The organism is Bradyrhizobium sp. (genome assembly GCF_027307225.1).
GTDB lineage: Bacteria > Pseudomonadota > Alphaproteobacteria > Rhizobiales > Xanthobacteraceae > Bradyrhizobium.
In genome coordinates, this window is sequence record NZ_DAHUXJ010000105.1 from 21,506 (window position 1) to 35,194 (window position 13,689).

Genomic DNA, 13,689 nt, shown 5'->3' on the forward strand with positions numbered 1-13,689 from the left:
AGTCAGCCGCAGTCGTTTGGCGGTCTTCTCGCTATCCTGGCAGCGCCTTCGCAATCCGGCCACAAATAAGCAGGGGCTGACAACCCCATCTATGCTCTTCACAATCCCGTCACGCTGCCTGTAGTATGTCAATGCATGCTGCTTCGCAGCTAGATGGAGGCCAGGAGCGTTACTTGAACGCACATGTCTCGCAAGGCGGTTGGCCGGTATTGGTGCTGAATGCGGATTTCCGGCCGCTGAGTTATTATCCGCTTTCACTGTGGTCGTGGCAGGACGCGATCAAGGCGGTGTTTCTCGACCGCGTAAACATCGTCGAGCACTACGATCGCGCCGTCCGCAGCCCGAGCTTCGAGATCCAGTTGCCCAGCGTGGTATCGCTGAAGTCGTTCGTCAAACCGACCACGCATCCTGCCTTCACCCGCTTCAACGTTTTCCTGCGCGATCGCTTCGCCTGCCAATACTGCCAGTCGAGCGACGATCTCACCTTCGATCACATTATCCCGCGCAGCAAAGGCGGCCAGACCACGTGGGAAAACGTGGTCGCGGCGTGCTCGCCCTGTAATCTGAGGAAGGGAAACCTGACGCCGCAGCAGGCGCGGATGTTTCCGAGGCAGCAGCCATTCGCGCCGACGGTGCACCAGCTCCATCGTAACGGCCGGCTTTTTCCGCCGAACTATCTGCACGACAGCTGGCTCGATTATCTTTATTGGGACACCGAGCTCGATCCGTAGCGCGCGCAAAGCGTGTTGCCGCCGATGACGGCGGATCAGCGGACAGTGGCAAGACACGGGCGAACGACCGCGCGGGCCGGAATTACAACCAGATCAAGACCTTTTCCGAAGAAAATTTGCGGCTTAGGATTGCGAGCTGTTCTTCGCGGGCGCTAAGTCGCCCAGGCGGAGCTTTCGGATGCCATTTGGATCGAGCCGCAGGTTGACGTTTGGCGTCAGACTCGCCGCCAGTGTGGCGACACTGGCGTTCCTTACAGTTTTGCAGCGATTTCCTCAAAGGAACGTCGGTGTCAAAGCCACACTGGAAAATCAACATTTGCTGGTGTCCCTTTGGTTCTGACCTTCGTTAAGGCGCCTGCCGCGAAACGATACGAATGTCAGAACCGGGACACTAGTGCGGTGAATTTGAAGTTCCTATCAGTTTCGCGGCAACCTCGTCATAGGAACTTCAAATTCTAAACCGCACTAGAATCACATAGTTGGCTAGTGCTCCTTTGATTCCGAAGTTCGTAAACGTGGAGCCGCAATATGATACGAACTTCGGAATCGGAGCACTAGTCCTCAAGGAGATTCTCAATGCCCGCCCTCACTGAGTGGAAGGTGCCGTCGGCGAATCAGCCCCGTGCCAGCGATTATGGCTTCGACCTCGATCGCGCGCTCGCCTCGATAGTCGGCCTGCACTCGATCATCCCGTCTGACGCCTTCCTCGCCGACACGCTCGGCACGGAGCGCGCCGGCCATGGGGTGATCATCGATGACGGCCTGTTGCTGACCATCGGTTATCTCATTACGGAGGCTGACGCCGTTTGGCTGCACACCGGCGACGGCCGCGTGGTTCAAGGCCACGCCCTCGGGTTTGATTCCGTGACCGGTTTCGGCCTCGTGCAGGCCCTTGGCCGCCTCGATCTCGAACCCCTGCCGATCGGCTCATCGGCTGCCAGCAAGACCGGCGATCGCGTCGTGATGGGCGGCGTCGGTGGACGTACGCGATCGGTGGCGAGCCAGATCGTCGCCAGGCAGGAGTTTGCGGGCTATTGGGAATACATGCTGGACGACGCGATCTTCACCCACCCGGCCCATCCCAACTGGGGTGGCGCCGCGCTGATTTCGGATCGCGGCGAACTGATCGGCGTCGGCTCGCTTCAGCTCGAACGGGACCGCGACGGCAAGCCCGAGCACGTCAACATGGCGGTGCCGATCGATCTCCTGAAGCCTGTCGTGGACGATTTGCGCAAATTCGGCCGCGTCAACAAGCCGGCGCGCCCATGGCTCGGCATGTACTCGACCGAGATCGACAACCGCGTCGTTATCGTGGGCGTTTCCGCCAACGGGCCGGCGGCGCTCGCCGAACTCAAGGCCGGCGACGTGATCCTCGCCATCAACGGCGACAAGATCACCTCTCAGGCTGGTTTCTACCGCAAGCTCTGGGCGCTCGGTGCAGCGGGCGTCGACGTACCGCTGACCGTGCATCATGAAGGCGTCACCTTTGATGTCGTGCTGGCTTCAACGGACCGTGCGCGGTTGTTGAAGGCGCCGCGCCTCCACTAACGCTGGTCTGGGCCGATGAGCGAGGCCGTGATCGACGATATCGTGGTACTGCTGCCACCGCTCCTGCAGTCACTCGAAGCGCTCGGCTTTGTCGCCCGCCATTTTCATCCACCCTCCTTCGATCGCGTGATGGAAGCCGCAGGCGCGCCCGACGCCGAGTTGAGCGTGGCGCGTCCACAGCTTTCCAGCTGGCCGGCGGAATTTGCCGACGTCCAGCGTGCGCTCGAGACCGCAAGCGATGCGGCGCTATCGGCGTTTTCAGGCTTGCGCGCGGTGCAGGCCGGCGGCGGCGATATCACGCTTGCCTTTCGCGCGCTGCGCCAGCTGCCGCGTGCGGAAGAGGCGCTCTATCCGCTGGCGGCCAAATTTCCGCCGCTGAGCAGCTTCTTCCTCAACCCCGGACTTTGCAACGATGCCGAGTTGCTGGCACGCCTTGCCGTAACAGCCACCGAGACCACCGGCGTCATCCACGACCACAACGAACCCCGCAGCCGCGGCGGCTTCTCGCTCTACGTGCCGGAATATTACACGCCCGACCGTGCCTGGCCTCTGGTGATGGCGCTGCATGGCGGCAGCGGCAATGGCCGCGGCTTCCTCTGGCGCTGGCTGCGCGACGCACGCAGTCTCGGCGCGATCCTTGTTGCGCCGACCGCCCTGGGGGCCACCTGGGCACTGATGGGTGAAGACGCAGACACGGCCAACCTCTCGCGCATTCTGGATTCGGTACGCAGCCGCTGGAATATCGACCCGACAAAATTGCTGCTGACGGGCATGAGCGATGGCGGCACGTTCAGCTACGTCACCGGGCTCGAGAGTGCCTCGCCGTTCACCCATCTTGCGCCGGTCGCCGCCACGTTTCACCCGTTGATGGCGCAATTGGCGGATGCCGACAGGCTGCGCGGCCTGCCGATCCACATGGTGCATGGCGCGCTCGACTGGATGTTTCCGGTGGAGACGGCACGGCAAACCCGCGACGCGCTGGTGGCGGCGGGTGCCGATGTCACCTATCGCGAGGTCGACAACCTCAGCCATTGCTACCCGCGCGAAATGAACGCGCCGATTCTCGCGTGGCTTGGGGTTCCCTGATGGTTTCGGAGGCGGGAACCATTTCCGGCCCCGGCACGTTGTCGCGCCGTCAATTTCGGAGACAAAAGCGATGCAGGTTTTCTTAGGGATGATCTTGGGCGCGGTGCTGCTCGTCGCCGGCGTCTATATCAGTGATTCGCAGTCAACTTCGACGGTCGCGAACGGCGAGAATGCGGCCACCAACCGAACCCTCGTCAATTGGGATGTCGTCTCGGCCGATTGGCACGTCGTGAAGACGCGTGCCCACGAGGACTGGATCAGATTATCGTCACGGTAATGGCGTTGTCGCTTGAGGCGGTTGCGGCACTATTTTTTTGCCGCGGCCGCCTTTCGCGCGTCTGCGATGGCCTGACCGAACTGCGCCATGGTCAAAACACCGGGCACGCGGAATTTACCTACGATGAAGGAAGGCGTGCCGCGGAAGTCAAACGCCAGCGCCTGTTCGTTGTTGTGCTTTAACGTCGTGTCGATCGCACCCGCCTGGCCCGCCAGATCGCGATTGAGGCGATCGATATCAACGCCGGCGCCCGCAAGCGCATCGCGAATCCTTGCTTCCGTCAGCTTGGAATTAATCGCGATCAGCGCGTCGTGCGCCTGAATGAACTTGTCCTGGTATCGGCTCGCCAGCGCCATCCGCGATGCCGTCACCGACATCGGTCCCAGGATCGGCCAGTCTTTCCAGATCATGCGGACCTTGCCGTCATCAAAAACCACCTGCCGCAATTCCGGTTCGACCTTGCGGCAATACGGGCATTGATAGTCGAAATACTCGACGATCGAGATGTCACCCGACGCATTGCCCGCAACTGGAATGTCCGGATCGCGCAACACCTGCGCTTCGGTCAGGACGTCCTCGCCCTCGGCCCATGCCGGCGCGGAGAGCGCGCCGATCCCAAGGGCCGCTGTCGCCCCTCCGAACAGGCCCAGGGCGTGCCGCCTGCTCGGCCGAAGCGGATCGATCGAATGGTTCATCTTTGTCTCCGGCTGCCTCACGGCTGCTGCCCGATCTACGATCAGGATCCGAAAAAGTTACGCGTGAGCATATAAAGCGCCACCAGAATAATGACAGAGGCAAACACGACATTGAGCGCCCCCTTCTGTACCGAAAGTGACCGCGCCAGGCGGGTGCCGATCAGGCCGCCGGCCACTCCGCCCGCGATGAATAGTCCCGCCAGCTGCCAGGAAACCAGCCCGGACCAGGCGTAGCTCGCCGCCGTCGAAAGGCCAAAGGCCGTCACCGCGACCAGAGAAGAACTGACCGCGTTGATGATCGGCATTCCCGTCGCCAGCATCAGCGCCGGTACGATCAGGAAGCCGCCGCCGATCCCGAAGAATCCGGACAGTATGCCGGTGGACAGCCCAAGCCCGAGGATCGCCGGCATGTTGTCGCGGCTGATGCTGACATCCGCCACGCCGGCGCGCGAGCGCGTCTTGAGCATCAGGACCGCGATCACCAGCATCAGGAGCGCAAACAGCTCCAGCAGCTTTCGGCCATCGAGCAGCTTGCCGAAGATCGAGCCCACCAGCGCGCCGGCAATTCCCGCTGCCGCGAAGGGAAGCGCACACGACCATCGCACGGTGCCGCCGCGGGCATGATTGGTCAGGTTGAAGGCCGCATTGGCCGCGACCGCAATGGCGCTCGTTCCGATGGCGACATGGGCATCGGCAACGCCGACCACGTATACCATCAGCGGCACCGCCAAAATCGATCCGCCGCCGCCGATCAGGCCCAGCGAAAATCCAACCAGTGCGCCCGACCCCACCCCGAGCCCCGCCTGCATCGCGGAGATGATCAAAAAGCGATCTCCTTCTTGTCCCCAACGGGCGACTGAGGTCCTGTTAGCGCAGCAGGAAGGTAACCGCCAGCTACACCGGAAGCGATGTCACCAGCACATTGAGGCTCATCGCGATCCCGGCAAACACGCCGGCGACCGCCAACGACGGATCGGTGTGCAGGGCCTCGCTGATGCCCATTACATGAGGCTGAGGCTCGCGATCATGGAAATTCAACAGGCATATCGCTTCGTCGCATCATCCTTTCAGACGCATGACGCACTCGGCGTAATAGCCGCCGTCTTTCTGGACCCATACCAGGCCGCCATTGGCGTTGGTCGCCTTGTTGGCGGTGAACTGATCGGCGCAGGTTCTGGTGCGGGCCTTGTCCTGATCTTTGTCATTGGCGTATTTCGGCGAAATCGCCGTCGGGAAAACGGCCGTGGTCTCGCGCTTGCCGCATTCGTCGCGGCGGAAGTCGACCCACTTGCGCCCATGCAGCTTGCCGGCGACTTTTGCTTCCAGATATTTCACCGAGCAGGCCGGCGTCGACAACGCTCCTTTCTCGGCCGGAGCAACGGTGGTCGCCGGGGCAACGTTTGCCGCCGGCGGCTGCGCCGGAGCAGTAGCTGGCGACGCTTGCGTCCCTGCCTGGGCCATCATGAGGGAAGAGGCAGCATTGGCCGCCGTCGATGAGAAACCATGAGACAGCAGCATCAGCGCCGCGATGGCGGCCATCTCAGATTTTCTCATTGCCTGCTCCAGCGAAAATGCGGCCGAAGGCTACCACATATTTGCGCCAGGATGGGAGAAGGCCCCGGCCGATATGGCCGAGGCCTTTTCAAAGATCAAGCCGCGCCTTTCAGGCGCTTGTTGCATTCGCTGTAGTAGCCGCCGCCCTTCTGGATCCACTTCAGACCGCCATTGCCATTGGTGGTCTTGTTGGCATTGTATTGATCCACGCAGGTATGCATCCGCGCCTTGCCAGCGCTTTCCTGCGAGTATTTCGGACTGACCGCCATCGGGAAAATCGCCGGCCCGCTCGGGCCAACCGGGGCAGCGGTCGCGGTCGGTGCAGCCTTTGGCTTGGCCGCGACCACAGGCGGCGGGGGAGCGGCCGGAGCTGCGGCCGGCGTGGCGGTGGCTTCCGCGCCGCACTGGGTCTTGCGGAAATCATTCCACTTCTCGCCATTCAGGGTGCCTGCCGTCTTGGCGGCCTTATACTTCGCGCTGCACTCCTGCATGGTCAGGGCGTGCGCGGGCGCAGTCGCCATCAAGGCGGCAAAACTCGACACGGCAACGGCGCAGAATAATTTGGCTTTAATGGTCATCCTTGGTCTCCCTTGGAGAGGCTGGTCGAAAGCTCCCCATCCTAGTGGAGTGGCTTTGACATTCGCAAGACATGTGACGGCGGCATGCAGGGTTGCTGCTGAAAATATCGCGCCGCGAAAACGCTCCCCGCAGTTTCATTCATCCGCGGTTCAGCATGATGGCGCAACCGTGCCCATCCATTATTAAACCCGAGGTGCCTCTCATGACGATTTCCTCCCGCGTGGCCGCCGCTGTCGGCGCGTCCTTCCTGCTTTTCGCCGCTCCCGCTTTTGCACAAACCAGTGCTGCGCCCGCCGCCAAGTCGGATGCGGCTGCGCCCATGGCAAAGACCGCCAAACCCCGCAGCGCGGAATCGATGGAATGCTCCAAGCAGGCTGACGCCAAGGGCCTGCATGGCAAGGAGCGCAAGAAATTCCGCTCCGAGTGCAAGAAAGAGGCTATGGGCAAGAAGCAATAAGCTTGCTTCGGCGATCCCATCCTTCTCGTTGGCGAGGGGGATGGGGTCGCCTCGCTCGCGCGACCCTCTCCGGGCAAGACCGGAAAGCTCCCTGCATCAATTCCCACGTGCATTGCAGCGATCGCGCCGGGCGCATTTGTAGCCCCAATACGGATTTGCCATAAGGCGCCGTGAACCAGATTCCGCAATGGTTGGCGGATGCCACCCGTAAGAGAACCTTCCAGTTTCTCGAAACGCTGTCGATCGGCACGGCCGGCGGCCTGTTGTTTCTCGTTGCCCACCTGCCCGGCGGGTTGATCTCGGGCGCCATGCTCGCGGTCGCCGTTGCGGCCGTGCTGGGACGGCCGATGGCGGTGCCCACGCACCTGACGCAAGCGGTGCTGGTCATGCTCGGCATTTCGCTGGGCTCGCTGATGTCGCGGCAACTTCTGCAACATATCGGCGCCTATCCCCTGACCATCGGCTTTCTGGCGCTCGCCACCTTCTGCACCACCATCGGCTCCGGCTTCTATCTGCAGCACATCCATGGTTGGGACCGCACGTCCGCCTTCCTCGCCGCCAGCCCTGGCGCGTTGTCGCAGATCGCCCTGCTTGCGGTCGAAAGAGGTGCCGACATGGCGGCAATCGCGGTGGTGCAGACCCTGCGCGTGATCATTCTCACCGCGGCGCTGCCACTGATCCTGGTCGCGACCGGATTGACGTCGGCTTCCGCGCCGGCGCTGCCCACGACGGTTGCCTCTCCGCTCGGACTGATCGCCCTGGTCGGCGCTTCGGTCGCGGTTTCGCTCCTGCTCAGGATCGCTAAATTTCCGGCGAGCTGGCTGTTCGGCGCCATGGTCGGATCGGCCGTGCTGTATGGCGCCGGACTGGTTGACGGCAGCGTGCCGCCGCTGGTGCGGGCAATCTCGCTGATCGGCATCGGCACCCTGATCGGCTCGCGCTTCTCGCGAATGAAGCCAGGCACTTTTCTCCATCACCTCACCGCCGGCCTCGGCTCTTTTGCGATTGCGATCGCGATTTCAGCCGTGTTCGTCACCATCATCGCCACGACCACCCATGTCCGGTTCGCCGACGTGCTGGTGGCCTATGCGCCCGGCGCCATGGACGCCATGCTGGCGCTGGCTCTGACGCTACACATCGATCCGATTTTCGTCGGCGCCCACCATTTGTCGCGATTCATCTTCGTGACGATTGCGACGCCCGGCATCGTCCATCTGTTCGGCCGCCCGCAGGAAGACGTCGACGATTAGTTCGGCTTCGTCACCTTCGCGATACCCCAAGCGCCGATCGCTGCCATCAGCAAAGAGATCAGCGCGTTGTAGCCGGCAAGCGAGAGGCCGAGAAAACTCCACTGCACCTCGTCGCACATGACGACCTTGACCTTATCGAGCCGGTCCAGAAGCGAGCCGGCGCTGCCGAGATTGCCGACCGGTCCGGTGCAATCCGCAGGCCCCGGCCAGAACTTCCATTCCACGCCGGCGTGATAGGCGCCGAACACGGCATTGGCGAGGGTGGCCAGCGCGAGGATGGCGAGCCCGCCGATCACGAGCCCGCGCGCGGCGTGCTGGCCGGCGGCGAACGCCGTCAGCGCGGCAACGGGGATCACCAGGTAATAGGCATAGCGCTGCTCAAGGCACATGGGACAGGGCTGAAGCCCGAGCACGAGTTGGAAATACCACGCACCGGCGATCGTCGCCGCCGCGATCAGAAGAATCGCAAGCGCCGCAACCAGCGCCGGCGAGGACTTGCGCGGAATCGGCGACACGGCCGTCATACCTGACATCCTCAAGCCTCCTGCCCAGGCATGATCCGGAAAAGTGTGCAGCGGTTTTCCGAGAAGATCATGCTCCTTCAGAGGGCTCGTATCGCGGAGTCGCGCCCCTGTCGAGGCGCCGTCCTTCACAGCGGGTTGACCGGCGGCCGCCGGCCGCTATATTCCGCCGGCTTCGTCAGGCTCACCGCGGCCGGCCGAAGGCCCCTGTGGCGGAACTGGTAGACGCGCTCGACTCAAAATCGAGTTCCGCAAGGAGTGCTGGTTCGATTCCGGCCAGGGGCACCACGCTTCGCCCTTCGGGCTACGCGTGGCCGGGCCACGTGGCGAAGCCAATGTCACATCCAGTAGCCAACGCACGCACTTCCGCATTCTCGCGGCAGCGTTTGCCCGAGTTGTGCTCGACGTCGTGCCCTCGAAAGCACAAGGGCGCAGGGAAAGCCGGATGCCTTGCGCACCCGCAGCCTCGCGTCCAAAAAAAGTAGGACACGAGTTAGTCACCACAGGTCCGCCGAAACATTCCGGCCTTCCCTGCGCGATGGTTTTACGGCTTATAGCGCGCTCTCTCTGGTGATCGGGCTTTCTTGCCACCATCCCCGGCGCAACGCGTAAGCATTGTCGCCGTGTTAACGCCAGCGTCGAGGCGTCAAGACCACACGACTTCACCGTCCGCCACGTCGTCACTCGTCAGTTGACGACATCACGTCCATCGCATCCCGCGCCCAACGTTCGTGACGACCGCGAAGCGCCCCTTGGCGAGCACGGGACGCGCGAACAGGTGCCAGTGATTTGCCCGACGGCGCAATGGGATTTTTTCCCGAGTGGATCAGGGTGCGTCGTTAGCTTCTCGAATGTCCGCTTTATCAACGGAAGCGGACATCGCGTTGATCAGCACTTGTGCCGGCATCCGAAACCCGTGACACAAGGCGAGGAGGCATTGAGCAATCCATCCATCAAAATTGCGGCCGCTCTCGGCGTGGCGAAGATTTAAAACCTGAAGGCGCCGGTCCTCGGCGAGTGGGGATTATTGGGCTTGGCCAACCGATTTGACGTTCAACAGAAGCAAGAAGATCAGCACATGGCTGACAAGCAGCAACGGCACATAAAGCGCCGGAACATAGATCCCTGCGCCCATGAAACCGGGATCTCTGAGCTGCGTTACTCCCATATAGTATGCGTTCAGAAGATCCAGCGAGCCCCAGACGTTGAATATCCAGACGACTGGAATGGCGATTGACCAGCGCCAAGAGAGCGCCGCCATCGAGAAAAGGGCCAAAGCCGCGGCAACGAGATCGCCCCATCCAACTTTTCCGGCAAAATCCGAACTCAGTTCCGGAGAGACGAATCCAACCACAAGGAAGTTCATTCCAAAAAATCTGAACGCATGAAAAGCAGCGAGTAGTCTTAGAGCGTCAAACCGGGGCAAGGCGCGCATCGCCGGCCAGACATAGATGTACGCGACGGACGAACTTGTCAGGAAGGCGCCGGCAACACTCAGAACAAATGGCAAATTGAAGACTGGCATTCTTTCATTCCTTGGTGTGCTTTGCTCGGATCAGCGCCGCGTACAGCTACCACGGCGCGGCTTCTGCCCGGCCGCGCCGAAGCAGTTGCCGAATCGACAGAACGTGAAGCAGGATCGAACTTGGCACGACGAACGCGGGTGTCAGCACATTCGGATATGCATCGACGCCGACGCCAGGAACATACGGTACGATTAACTGAGGTTGACTGGACGACATGATCATTCCCAAGGTGATTGCGACGGCGAAGTCGGCAAGACCAAAGATGTTCCAGTAAATTGCGGCCCTCCGGCCCTGTGCCGTACCCGCAGCCACGGCAATCGCAGCCTGCAAGGCAAAAAGGCCAGTCAGCACGTCACCCGTTCCGGCCGGCAACGCAAAGATGGTGGGCAGCAATCCCCGCATCCAATACGCCAGCCATTGGACGCCCAAGATGCGGTAGACCTGCAGTGCGACAAGCCAGCTCTCCGGCATCGCGTCGAGCACCTGTCCAACGCGCTTCGACAACAGCAGCAGCGGTAAGCCGACGATTAGGGGAAGAAAGATGGCGGCAGGCAGCATCGGCAAAGGCAAGAAATCCGTGCGGAATACTCCATTGATGGCCGCTGTCCAGGCGACAGCGGCCCAAAGCGTGACGGGCACCATGACGGCCAGCCAGGTCGCGCGACGTTGTCCCGGCGTCAGGTTGGCGGCCTCAAGGCCGAGCCACAACCCGAGCGCAATCAGCCCAAAGGACATGAGCCGAGCGGCGATGGTTGGAAAGCCGCTTTCCACCAGCTCCGGCATTCGGTAGACTAGCCAACCCCACGATACAGTCATTAGAGCGGTCCAAAACAACACTTGCCACCAGACGGACCGCGATGGGAGGACCGCGACTGAAACTGTTTCGGTTATCATTGGCGGCCCTCCATCTACGTCTCGTGTTATTGCGGGCGTTCGGGGCTGGCCAAGAGCAACCGAAGAGGCAACAGGGGACCGATCGCGATATACTCGTGATCGATAAGGTTTTGCTTGGCCAACGGCAGACTCTCCATGATCGCGTGCGCTTCCGCGACGTCTTTGGTATCGAGCAAGAAGACGCCACCGCGGCCGTCGGCACGCGAGAACCATTCACGAATTTTCCCACCGACGTAGAGCTGCACGGTCTGCCGGACTTCGGTCGGCATGACGGCCATGACTTGTTCGCGTGTGACGTTGGCCTTGGCCGTCAGGATGACCAGCACCCCCGTGGTTACGGACGAGACGCTTTGTGTTTGAGCAACGGATGATTCGGTCATGGCAGGGGCTCCTACAAGAGTTAGGGTGAGTGCGAGGGCGGCGGTCCGGACGACCTTCATCATTCTCAGTCTCCGATCGGTGGCAGGTTGCTCAGTTCCCCCTTGACGATCACGGCAGGGATCGTCGCTGTGGCCCACCAACGAGCGTGGGTCCCGGTCTGCAAGACCTGACATAAGGCAGCTTTCCACGAGCGACTATCCGCGATAATCTTGACGAACCATGAAGCAGAGCTTCACAGTCAGACAGGGTGCGCTGGACGGCGTCGAAGCGTTTCTCGGTGTCGCGAGGCACCGTAGTTTCCGCAGGGCCGCCGACGAACTCGGGGTAACAACCTCTGCGGTGAGCCAGGCCGTGCGGGCGCTCGAAGCACGCGTTGGCGTCGCACTTTTCATCCGAACGACGCGAAGCGTCGGACTAACCGAGGCCGGCGAACGTTTTCATACTCGCGCAAGGCCGGCGTTCGATGAACTGGTGTCGGCGAGCGAAGCGGCGCGCCAACTTGCCGACAAACCGAGCGGTCTTTTGCGGCTCACCGTGCCCCGTAGCGTCGTACCGATCGTTCTGGAGCCGATCGTCGCCTCCTTCTGCAGCGCCTACCCCGAGGTTCAGGTTGAGGTCGTCGCCAGCGAGACGCTTGTCGACCTCGCAGCGGAGGGCTTCGATGCCGGTGTTCGGATGGGCCAGTTCATTGCGCTCGACATGGTCACCGTGCGGCTCACTCCCCCGTTCCGGCTCGTTGTCGTTTGCAATCCTTCATATCTGGCAAGCCGCGCAGCTCCCGGAGCTCCGGCTCAACTGATCGATCACGCATGCCTTCGTTGGCGCCGCTCAGGAGGCGCAATCGCGCCGTGGACATTCGACGACAATGGTCGTGCGATCGAGGTCGTCGTCAACGGACCCTACATTGCGAACGATTTTCCGACGCTGATCAGCGCTGCGATTGCGGGAATAGGCTTGGCGCAAGTGCCAGAGCCGGTAGCCGCGCGATCAATTGCCGAAGGCAAGTTGCAGTGCGTGCTCGAGCCTTTTGCACCACTTACTCCGGGCGTCTTCCTCTATCATCCGGGCAGGCACCAAGTCATGCCGAAGCTGCGAGCCTTCATCGAGCACGTCAAGGTCAACGCGGGTGGACGCGGATCAAAGGCATAATGACGAGGTCCGCTTTGTCGGCGGAAGCGGACATCGCGTCGATCAGCACGTTGGCCGGCAACGGGCCAGGAGCGGTCACTCAGCTTCAGCATGGGATCGCCGAGAGCAGAGAGCACAAGCCCATACACACTGCTCCGGACACAGCAACATTCAACAACGATTGTGGCGCGATCGCTTGTTTCGTTAATCCGATCACGAGAAAAGCGGCGGTTGCCGCTCCCACCACCGCGCTCAGGGACGCTCTTAGAGGCTGGGAGAAGAAATGCGCAAAGTAGCCATCAAGCGGTCCAATAACGATTGAAACACCAAGCGAGAACATGAACGCCAGCACTGTGCCGTCGCCAATTTCGAATGGTCGTCCTGCTATTAGATCGATAACGGCCGCCGACGCGATGCCGAGCGCTGGGCCGAACACAGAGAACATTAGAAGTCTCCAAGCTCGCAGAAAACAGCCCTGACCATTTCCGCTTCGGGTCATCAGCGTCGATCTCGCCTGCGCCCAACTTCGTCCCGTTTGCCCCTGTAAACGACATATCGATGAAAGCTGGCTTTCGTCGGTAGGGGAAGAGGCGACATCAGTGACACGAAAGAGGCGGCCTTCACTTCTTCACAGGAATAAAAATCTCTGGTGCCCACTTTCCGAAGTTCGTGCTCCATCGCAGCGCCCACCTTCACGAACTTCGGAAAGTCATGGACTACTCACAAACTTATTGATTCTAGTGCGGTCGGCGCAATGATCATCCATGAAACAAGTATTGCTTCAGCTCCCGTCACGACCGCGCGCCAGCGTCCTCTTTGGACCGTCCACCCGGTCGCGAGGAGATTGGCCGGGTCATGACCTTTTGCGAAAATGCAACAGCGATCCGCCGCGGACTTCATTGCTCGAGGTTGCATTGTCCTGTGTCCGTAGCGGGTGAAGATGTCGTATTTTTGTAGCTCGTGATCTGTCGCCTTCGTTGTTGAGTTTCGGAGGAGCCGGAAAGCGTGGACGGTTCCGCCAGCCTGGTCATGCCATGGATATTGCTGCCGGGTTAGCCCTCT

17 protein-coding genes and 1 tRNA gene are annotated in these 13,689 nt (G+C 61.4%); 8 read left to right on the plus strand and 10 right to left on the minus strand.

Features of this window, described 5'->3' with window-relative positions:
• The first annotated feature begins 173 nt into the window (after positions 1 to 173).
• The 4 genes from M6D32_RS18495 to M6D32_RS18510 all read left to right on the plus strand — a co-directional run bounded on the left by M6D32_RS18495 (position 174) and on the right by M6D32_RS18510 (position 3,642).
• Positions 174 to 731, plus strand: coding sequence for an HNH endonuclease (locus M6D32_RS18495; RefSeq protein ID WP_298258817.1), 558 nt, complete (start codon positions 174 to 176; stop codon positions 729 to 731).
• Positions 732 to 1,307: 576 nt separating this feature from the next.
• Positions 1,308 to 2,279: a S1C family serine protease gene (locus tag M6D32_RS18500; RefSeq protein WP_298258819.1), complete on the plus strand. Its 972-nt coding sequence runs from the start codon at positions 1,308 to 1,310 to the stop codon at positions 2,277 to 2,279.
• Between the two features lie 15 nt (positions 2,280 to 2,294).
• Positions 2,295 to 3,365 (plus strand): phospholipase, encoded by a 1,071-nt coding sequence (locus M6D32_RS18505; protein ID WP_298258821.1) that lies wholly within the window; start codon positions 2,295 to 2,297, stop codon positions 3,363 to 3,365.
• A gap of 70 nt (positions 3,366 to 3,435) precedes the next feature.
• Complete coding sequence (locus M6D32_RS18510; RefSeq protein WP_298258823.1) at positions 3,436 to 3,642, plus strand: hypothetical protein; 207 nt, start codon at positions 3,436 to 3,438, stop codon at positions 3,640 to 3,642.
• Positions 3,643 to 3,671: 29 nt separating this feature from the next.
• Here the strand turns inward: M6D32_RS18510 and M6D32_RS18515 are convergent, their stop codons facing one another.
• The 5 genes from M6D32_RS18515 to M6D32_RS18535 all read right to left on the minus strand — a co-directional run bounded on the left by M6D32_RS18515 (position 3,672) and on the right by M6D32_RS18535 (position 6,469).
• Complete coding sequence (locus M6D32_RS18515; RefSeq protein WP_298258825.1) at positions 3,672 to 4,337, minus strand: DsbA family protein; 666 nt, start codon at positions 4,335 to 4,337, stop codon at positions 3,672 to 3,674.
• Between the two features lie 41 nt (positions 4,338 to 4,378).
• Positions 4,379 to 5,158: a sulfite exporter TauE/SafE family protein gene (locus M6D32_RS18520; RefSeq protein ID WP_298258845.1), complete on the minus strand. Its 780-nt coding sequence runs from the start codon at positions 5,156 to 5,158 to the stop codon at positions 4,379 to 4,381.
• Positions 5,159 to 5,231: 73 nt separating this feature from the next.
• The gene (locus M6D32_RS18525; RefSeq protein WP_298258849.1) at positions 5,232 to 5,375 is read right to left on the minus strand and encodes a hypothetical protein; all 144 of its coding nucleotides are present in this window, start codon (positions 5,373 to 5,375) and stop codon (positions 5,232 to 5,234) included.
• A gap of 21 nt (positions 5,376 to 5,396) precedes the next feature.
• The gene (locus M6D32_RS18530) at positions 5,397 to 5,891 is read right to left on the minus strand and encodes a hypothetical protein (protein ID WP_298258827.1); all 495 of its coding nucleotides are present in this window, start codon (positions 5,889 to 5,891) and stop codon (positions 5,397 to 5,399) included.
• A 95-nt stretch (positions 5,892 to 5,986) separates the two neighbouring features.
• Positions 5,987 to 6,469 carry a hypothetical protein gene (locus M6D32_RS18535; protein WP_298258829.1) on the minus strand — a complete coding sequence of 161 codons (483 nt, stop codon included), beginning with the start codon at positions 6,467 to 6,469 and terminating at the stop codon, positions 5,987 to 5,989.
• Between the two features lie 203 nt (positions 6,470 to 6,672).
• On the opposite strand from M6D32_RS18535, the gene M6D32_RS18540 reads away from it, so the two are divergent.
• Both M6D32_RS18540 and M6D32_RS18545 read left to right on the plus strand, forming a co-directional pair.
• Positions 6,673 to 6,927: a PsiF family protein gene (locus tag M6D32_RS18540; RefSeq protein ID WP_298258847.1), complete on the plus strand. Its 255-nt coding sequence runs from the start codon at positions 6,673 to 6,675 to the stop codon at positions 6,925 to 6,927.
• A gap of 170 nt (positions 6,928 to 7,097) precedes the next feature.
• The gene (locus M6D32_RS18545) at positions 7,098 to 8,177 is read left to right on the plus strand and encodes an AbrB family transcriptional regulator (RefSeq protein ID WP_298258831.1); all 1,080 of its coding nucleotides are present in this window, start codon (positions 7,098 to 7,100) and stop codon (positions 8,175 to 8,177) included.
• Here the strand turns inward: M6D32_RS18545 and M6D32_RS18550 are convergent.
• Positions 8,174 to 8,710, minus strand: coding sequence for a disulfide bond formation protein B (locus tag M6D32_RS18550; protein ID WP_298258833.1), 537 nt, complete (start codon positions 8,708 to 8,710; stop codon positions 8,174 to 8,176). The two genes, M6D32_RS18545 and M6D32_RS18550, sit on opposite strands and share 4 nt — an antisense overlap.
• 191 nt (positions 8,711 to 8,901) lie before the next feature.
• Here M6D32_RS18550 and M6D32_RS18555 point away from each other — a divergent pair.
• Positions 8,902 to 8,986: transfer RNA gene (locus M6D32_RS18555), tRNA-Leu, on the plus strand.
• Positions 8,987 to 9,722: 736 nt separating this feature from the next.
• Here the strand turns inward: M6D32_RS18555 and M6D32_RS18560 are convergent.
• The 3 genes from M6D32_RS18560 to M6D32_RS18570 are packed head-to-tail and all read right to left on the minus strand — an operon-like array spanning position 9,723 to position 11,498.
• Positions 9,723 to 10,223 (minus strand): hypothetical protein, encoded by a 501-nt coding sequence (locus tag M6D32_RS18560; RefSeq protein WP_298258835.1) that lies wholly within the window; start codon positions 10,221 to 10,223, stop codon positions 9,723 to 9,725.
• A gap of 46 nt (positions 10,224 to 10,269) precedes the next feature.
• The gene (locus M6D32_RS18565) at positions 10,270 to 11,118 is read right to left on the minus strand and encodes an MFS transporter (RefSeq protein ID WP_298258837.1); all 849 of its coding nucleotides are present in this window, start codon (positions 11,116 to 11,118) and stop codon (positions 10,270 to 10,272) included.
• Between the two features lie 26 nt (positions 11,119 to 11,144).
• A complete protein-coding gene (locus tag M6D32_RS18570; protein WP_298258839.1) occupies positions 11,145 to 11,498 on the minus strand; it encodes a hypothetical protein in 354 nt (117 codons plus the stop codon).
• A gap of 220 nt (positions 11,499 to 11,718) precedes the next feature.
• On the opposite strand from M6D32_RS18570, the gene M6D32_RS18575 reads away from it, so the two are divergent.
• On the plus strand, positions 11,719 to 12,648 hold the full coding sequence (locus M6D32_RS18575) for a LysR family transcriptional regulator (protein WP_298258841.1): 930 nt from the start codon (positions 11,719 to 11,721) through the stop codon (positions 12,646 to 12,648).
• Between the two features lie 85 nt (positions 12,649 to 12,733).
• Here M6D32_RS18575 and M6D32_RS18580 read toward each other — a convergent pair whose 3' ends face one another.
• A complete protein-coding gene (locus M6D32_RS18580; RefSeq protein WP_298258843.1) occupies positions 12,734 to 13,072 on the minus strand; it encodes a hypothetical protein in 339 nt (112 codons plus the stop codon).
• Between the last annotated feature and the right edge of the window lie 617 nt (positions 13,073 to 13,689).

Bases quoted from the DNA above. Each gene is read 5' to 3' on its own strand.
- M6D32_RS18535 (WP_298258829.1), bottom strand. From the start codon at position 6,469: ATGACCATTAAAGCCAAATTATTCTGCGCCGTTGCCGTGTCGAGTTTT.
- M6D32_RS18500 (WP_298258819.1), top strand. From the start codon at position 1,308: ATGCCCGCCCTCACTGAGTGGAAGGTGCCGTCGGCGAATCAGCCCCGT.
- M6D32_RS18565 (WP_298258837.1), bottom strand. From the start codon at position 11,118: ATGATAACCGAAACAGTTTCAGTCGCGGTCCTCCCATCGCGGTCCGTC.
- M6D32_RS18550 (WP_298258833.1), bottom strand. From the start codon at position 8,710: ATGTCAGGTATGACGGCCGTGTCGCCGATTCCGCGCAAGTCCTCGCCG.
- M6D32_RS18575 (WP_298258841.1), top strand. From the start codon at position 11,719: ATGAAGCAGAGCTTCACAGTCAGACAGGGTGCGCTGGACGGCGTCGAA.
- M6D32_RS18510 (WP_298258823.1), top strand. From the start codon at position 3,436: ATGCAGGTTTTCTTAGGGATGATCTTGGGCGCGGTGCTGCTCGTCGCC.
- M6D32_RS18540 (WP_298258847.1), top strand. From the start codon at position 6,673: ATGACGATTTCCTCCCGCGTGGCCGCCGCTGTCGGCGCGTCCTTCCTG.
- M6D32_RS18515 (WP_298258825.1), bottom strand. From the start codon at position 4,337: ATGAACCATTCGATCGATCCGCTTCGGCCGAGCAGGCGGCACGCCCTG.
- M6D32_RS18570 (WP_298258839.1), bottom strand. From the start codon at position 11,498: ATGACCGAATCATCCGTTGCTCAAACACAAAGCGTCTCGTCCGTAACC.
- M6D32_RS18530 (WP_298258827.1), bottom strand. From the start codon at position 5,891: ATGAGAAAATCTGAGATGGCCGCCATCGCGGCGCTGATGCTGCTGTCT.
- M6D32_RS18505 (WP_298258821.1), top strand. From the start codon at position 2,295: ATGAGCGAGGCCGTGATCGACGATATCGTGGTACTGCTGCCACCGCTC.
- M6D32_RS18560 (WP_298258835.1), bottom strand. From the start codon at position 10,223: ATGCCAGTCTTCAATTTGCCATTTGTTCTGAGTGTTGCCGGCGCCTTC.
- M6D32_RS18580 (WP_298258843.1), bottom strand. From the start codon at position 13,072: ATGTTCTCTGTGTTCGGCCCAGCGCTCGGCATCGCGTCGGCGGCCGTT.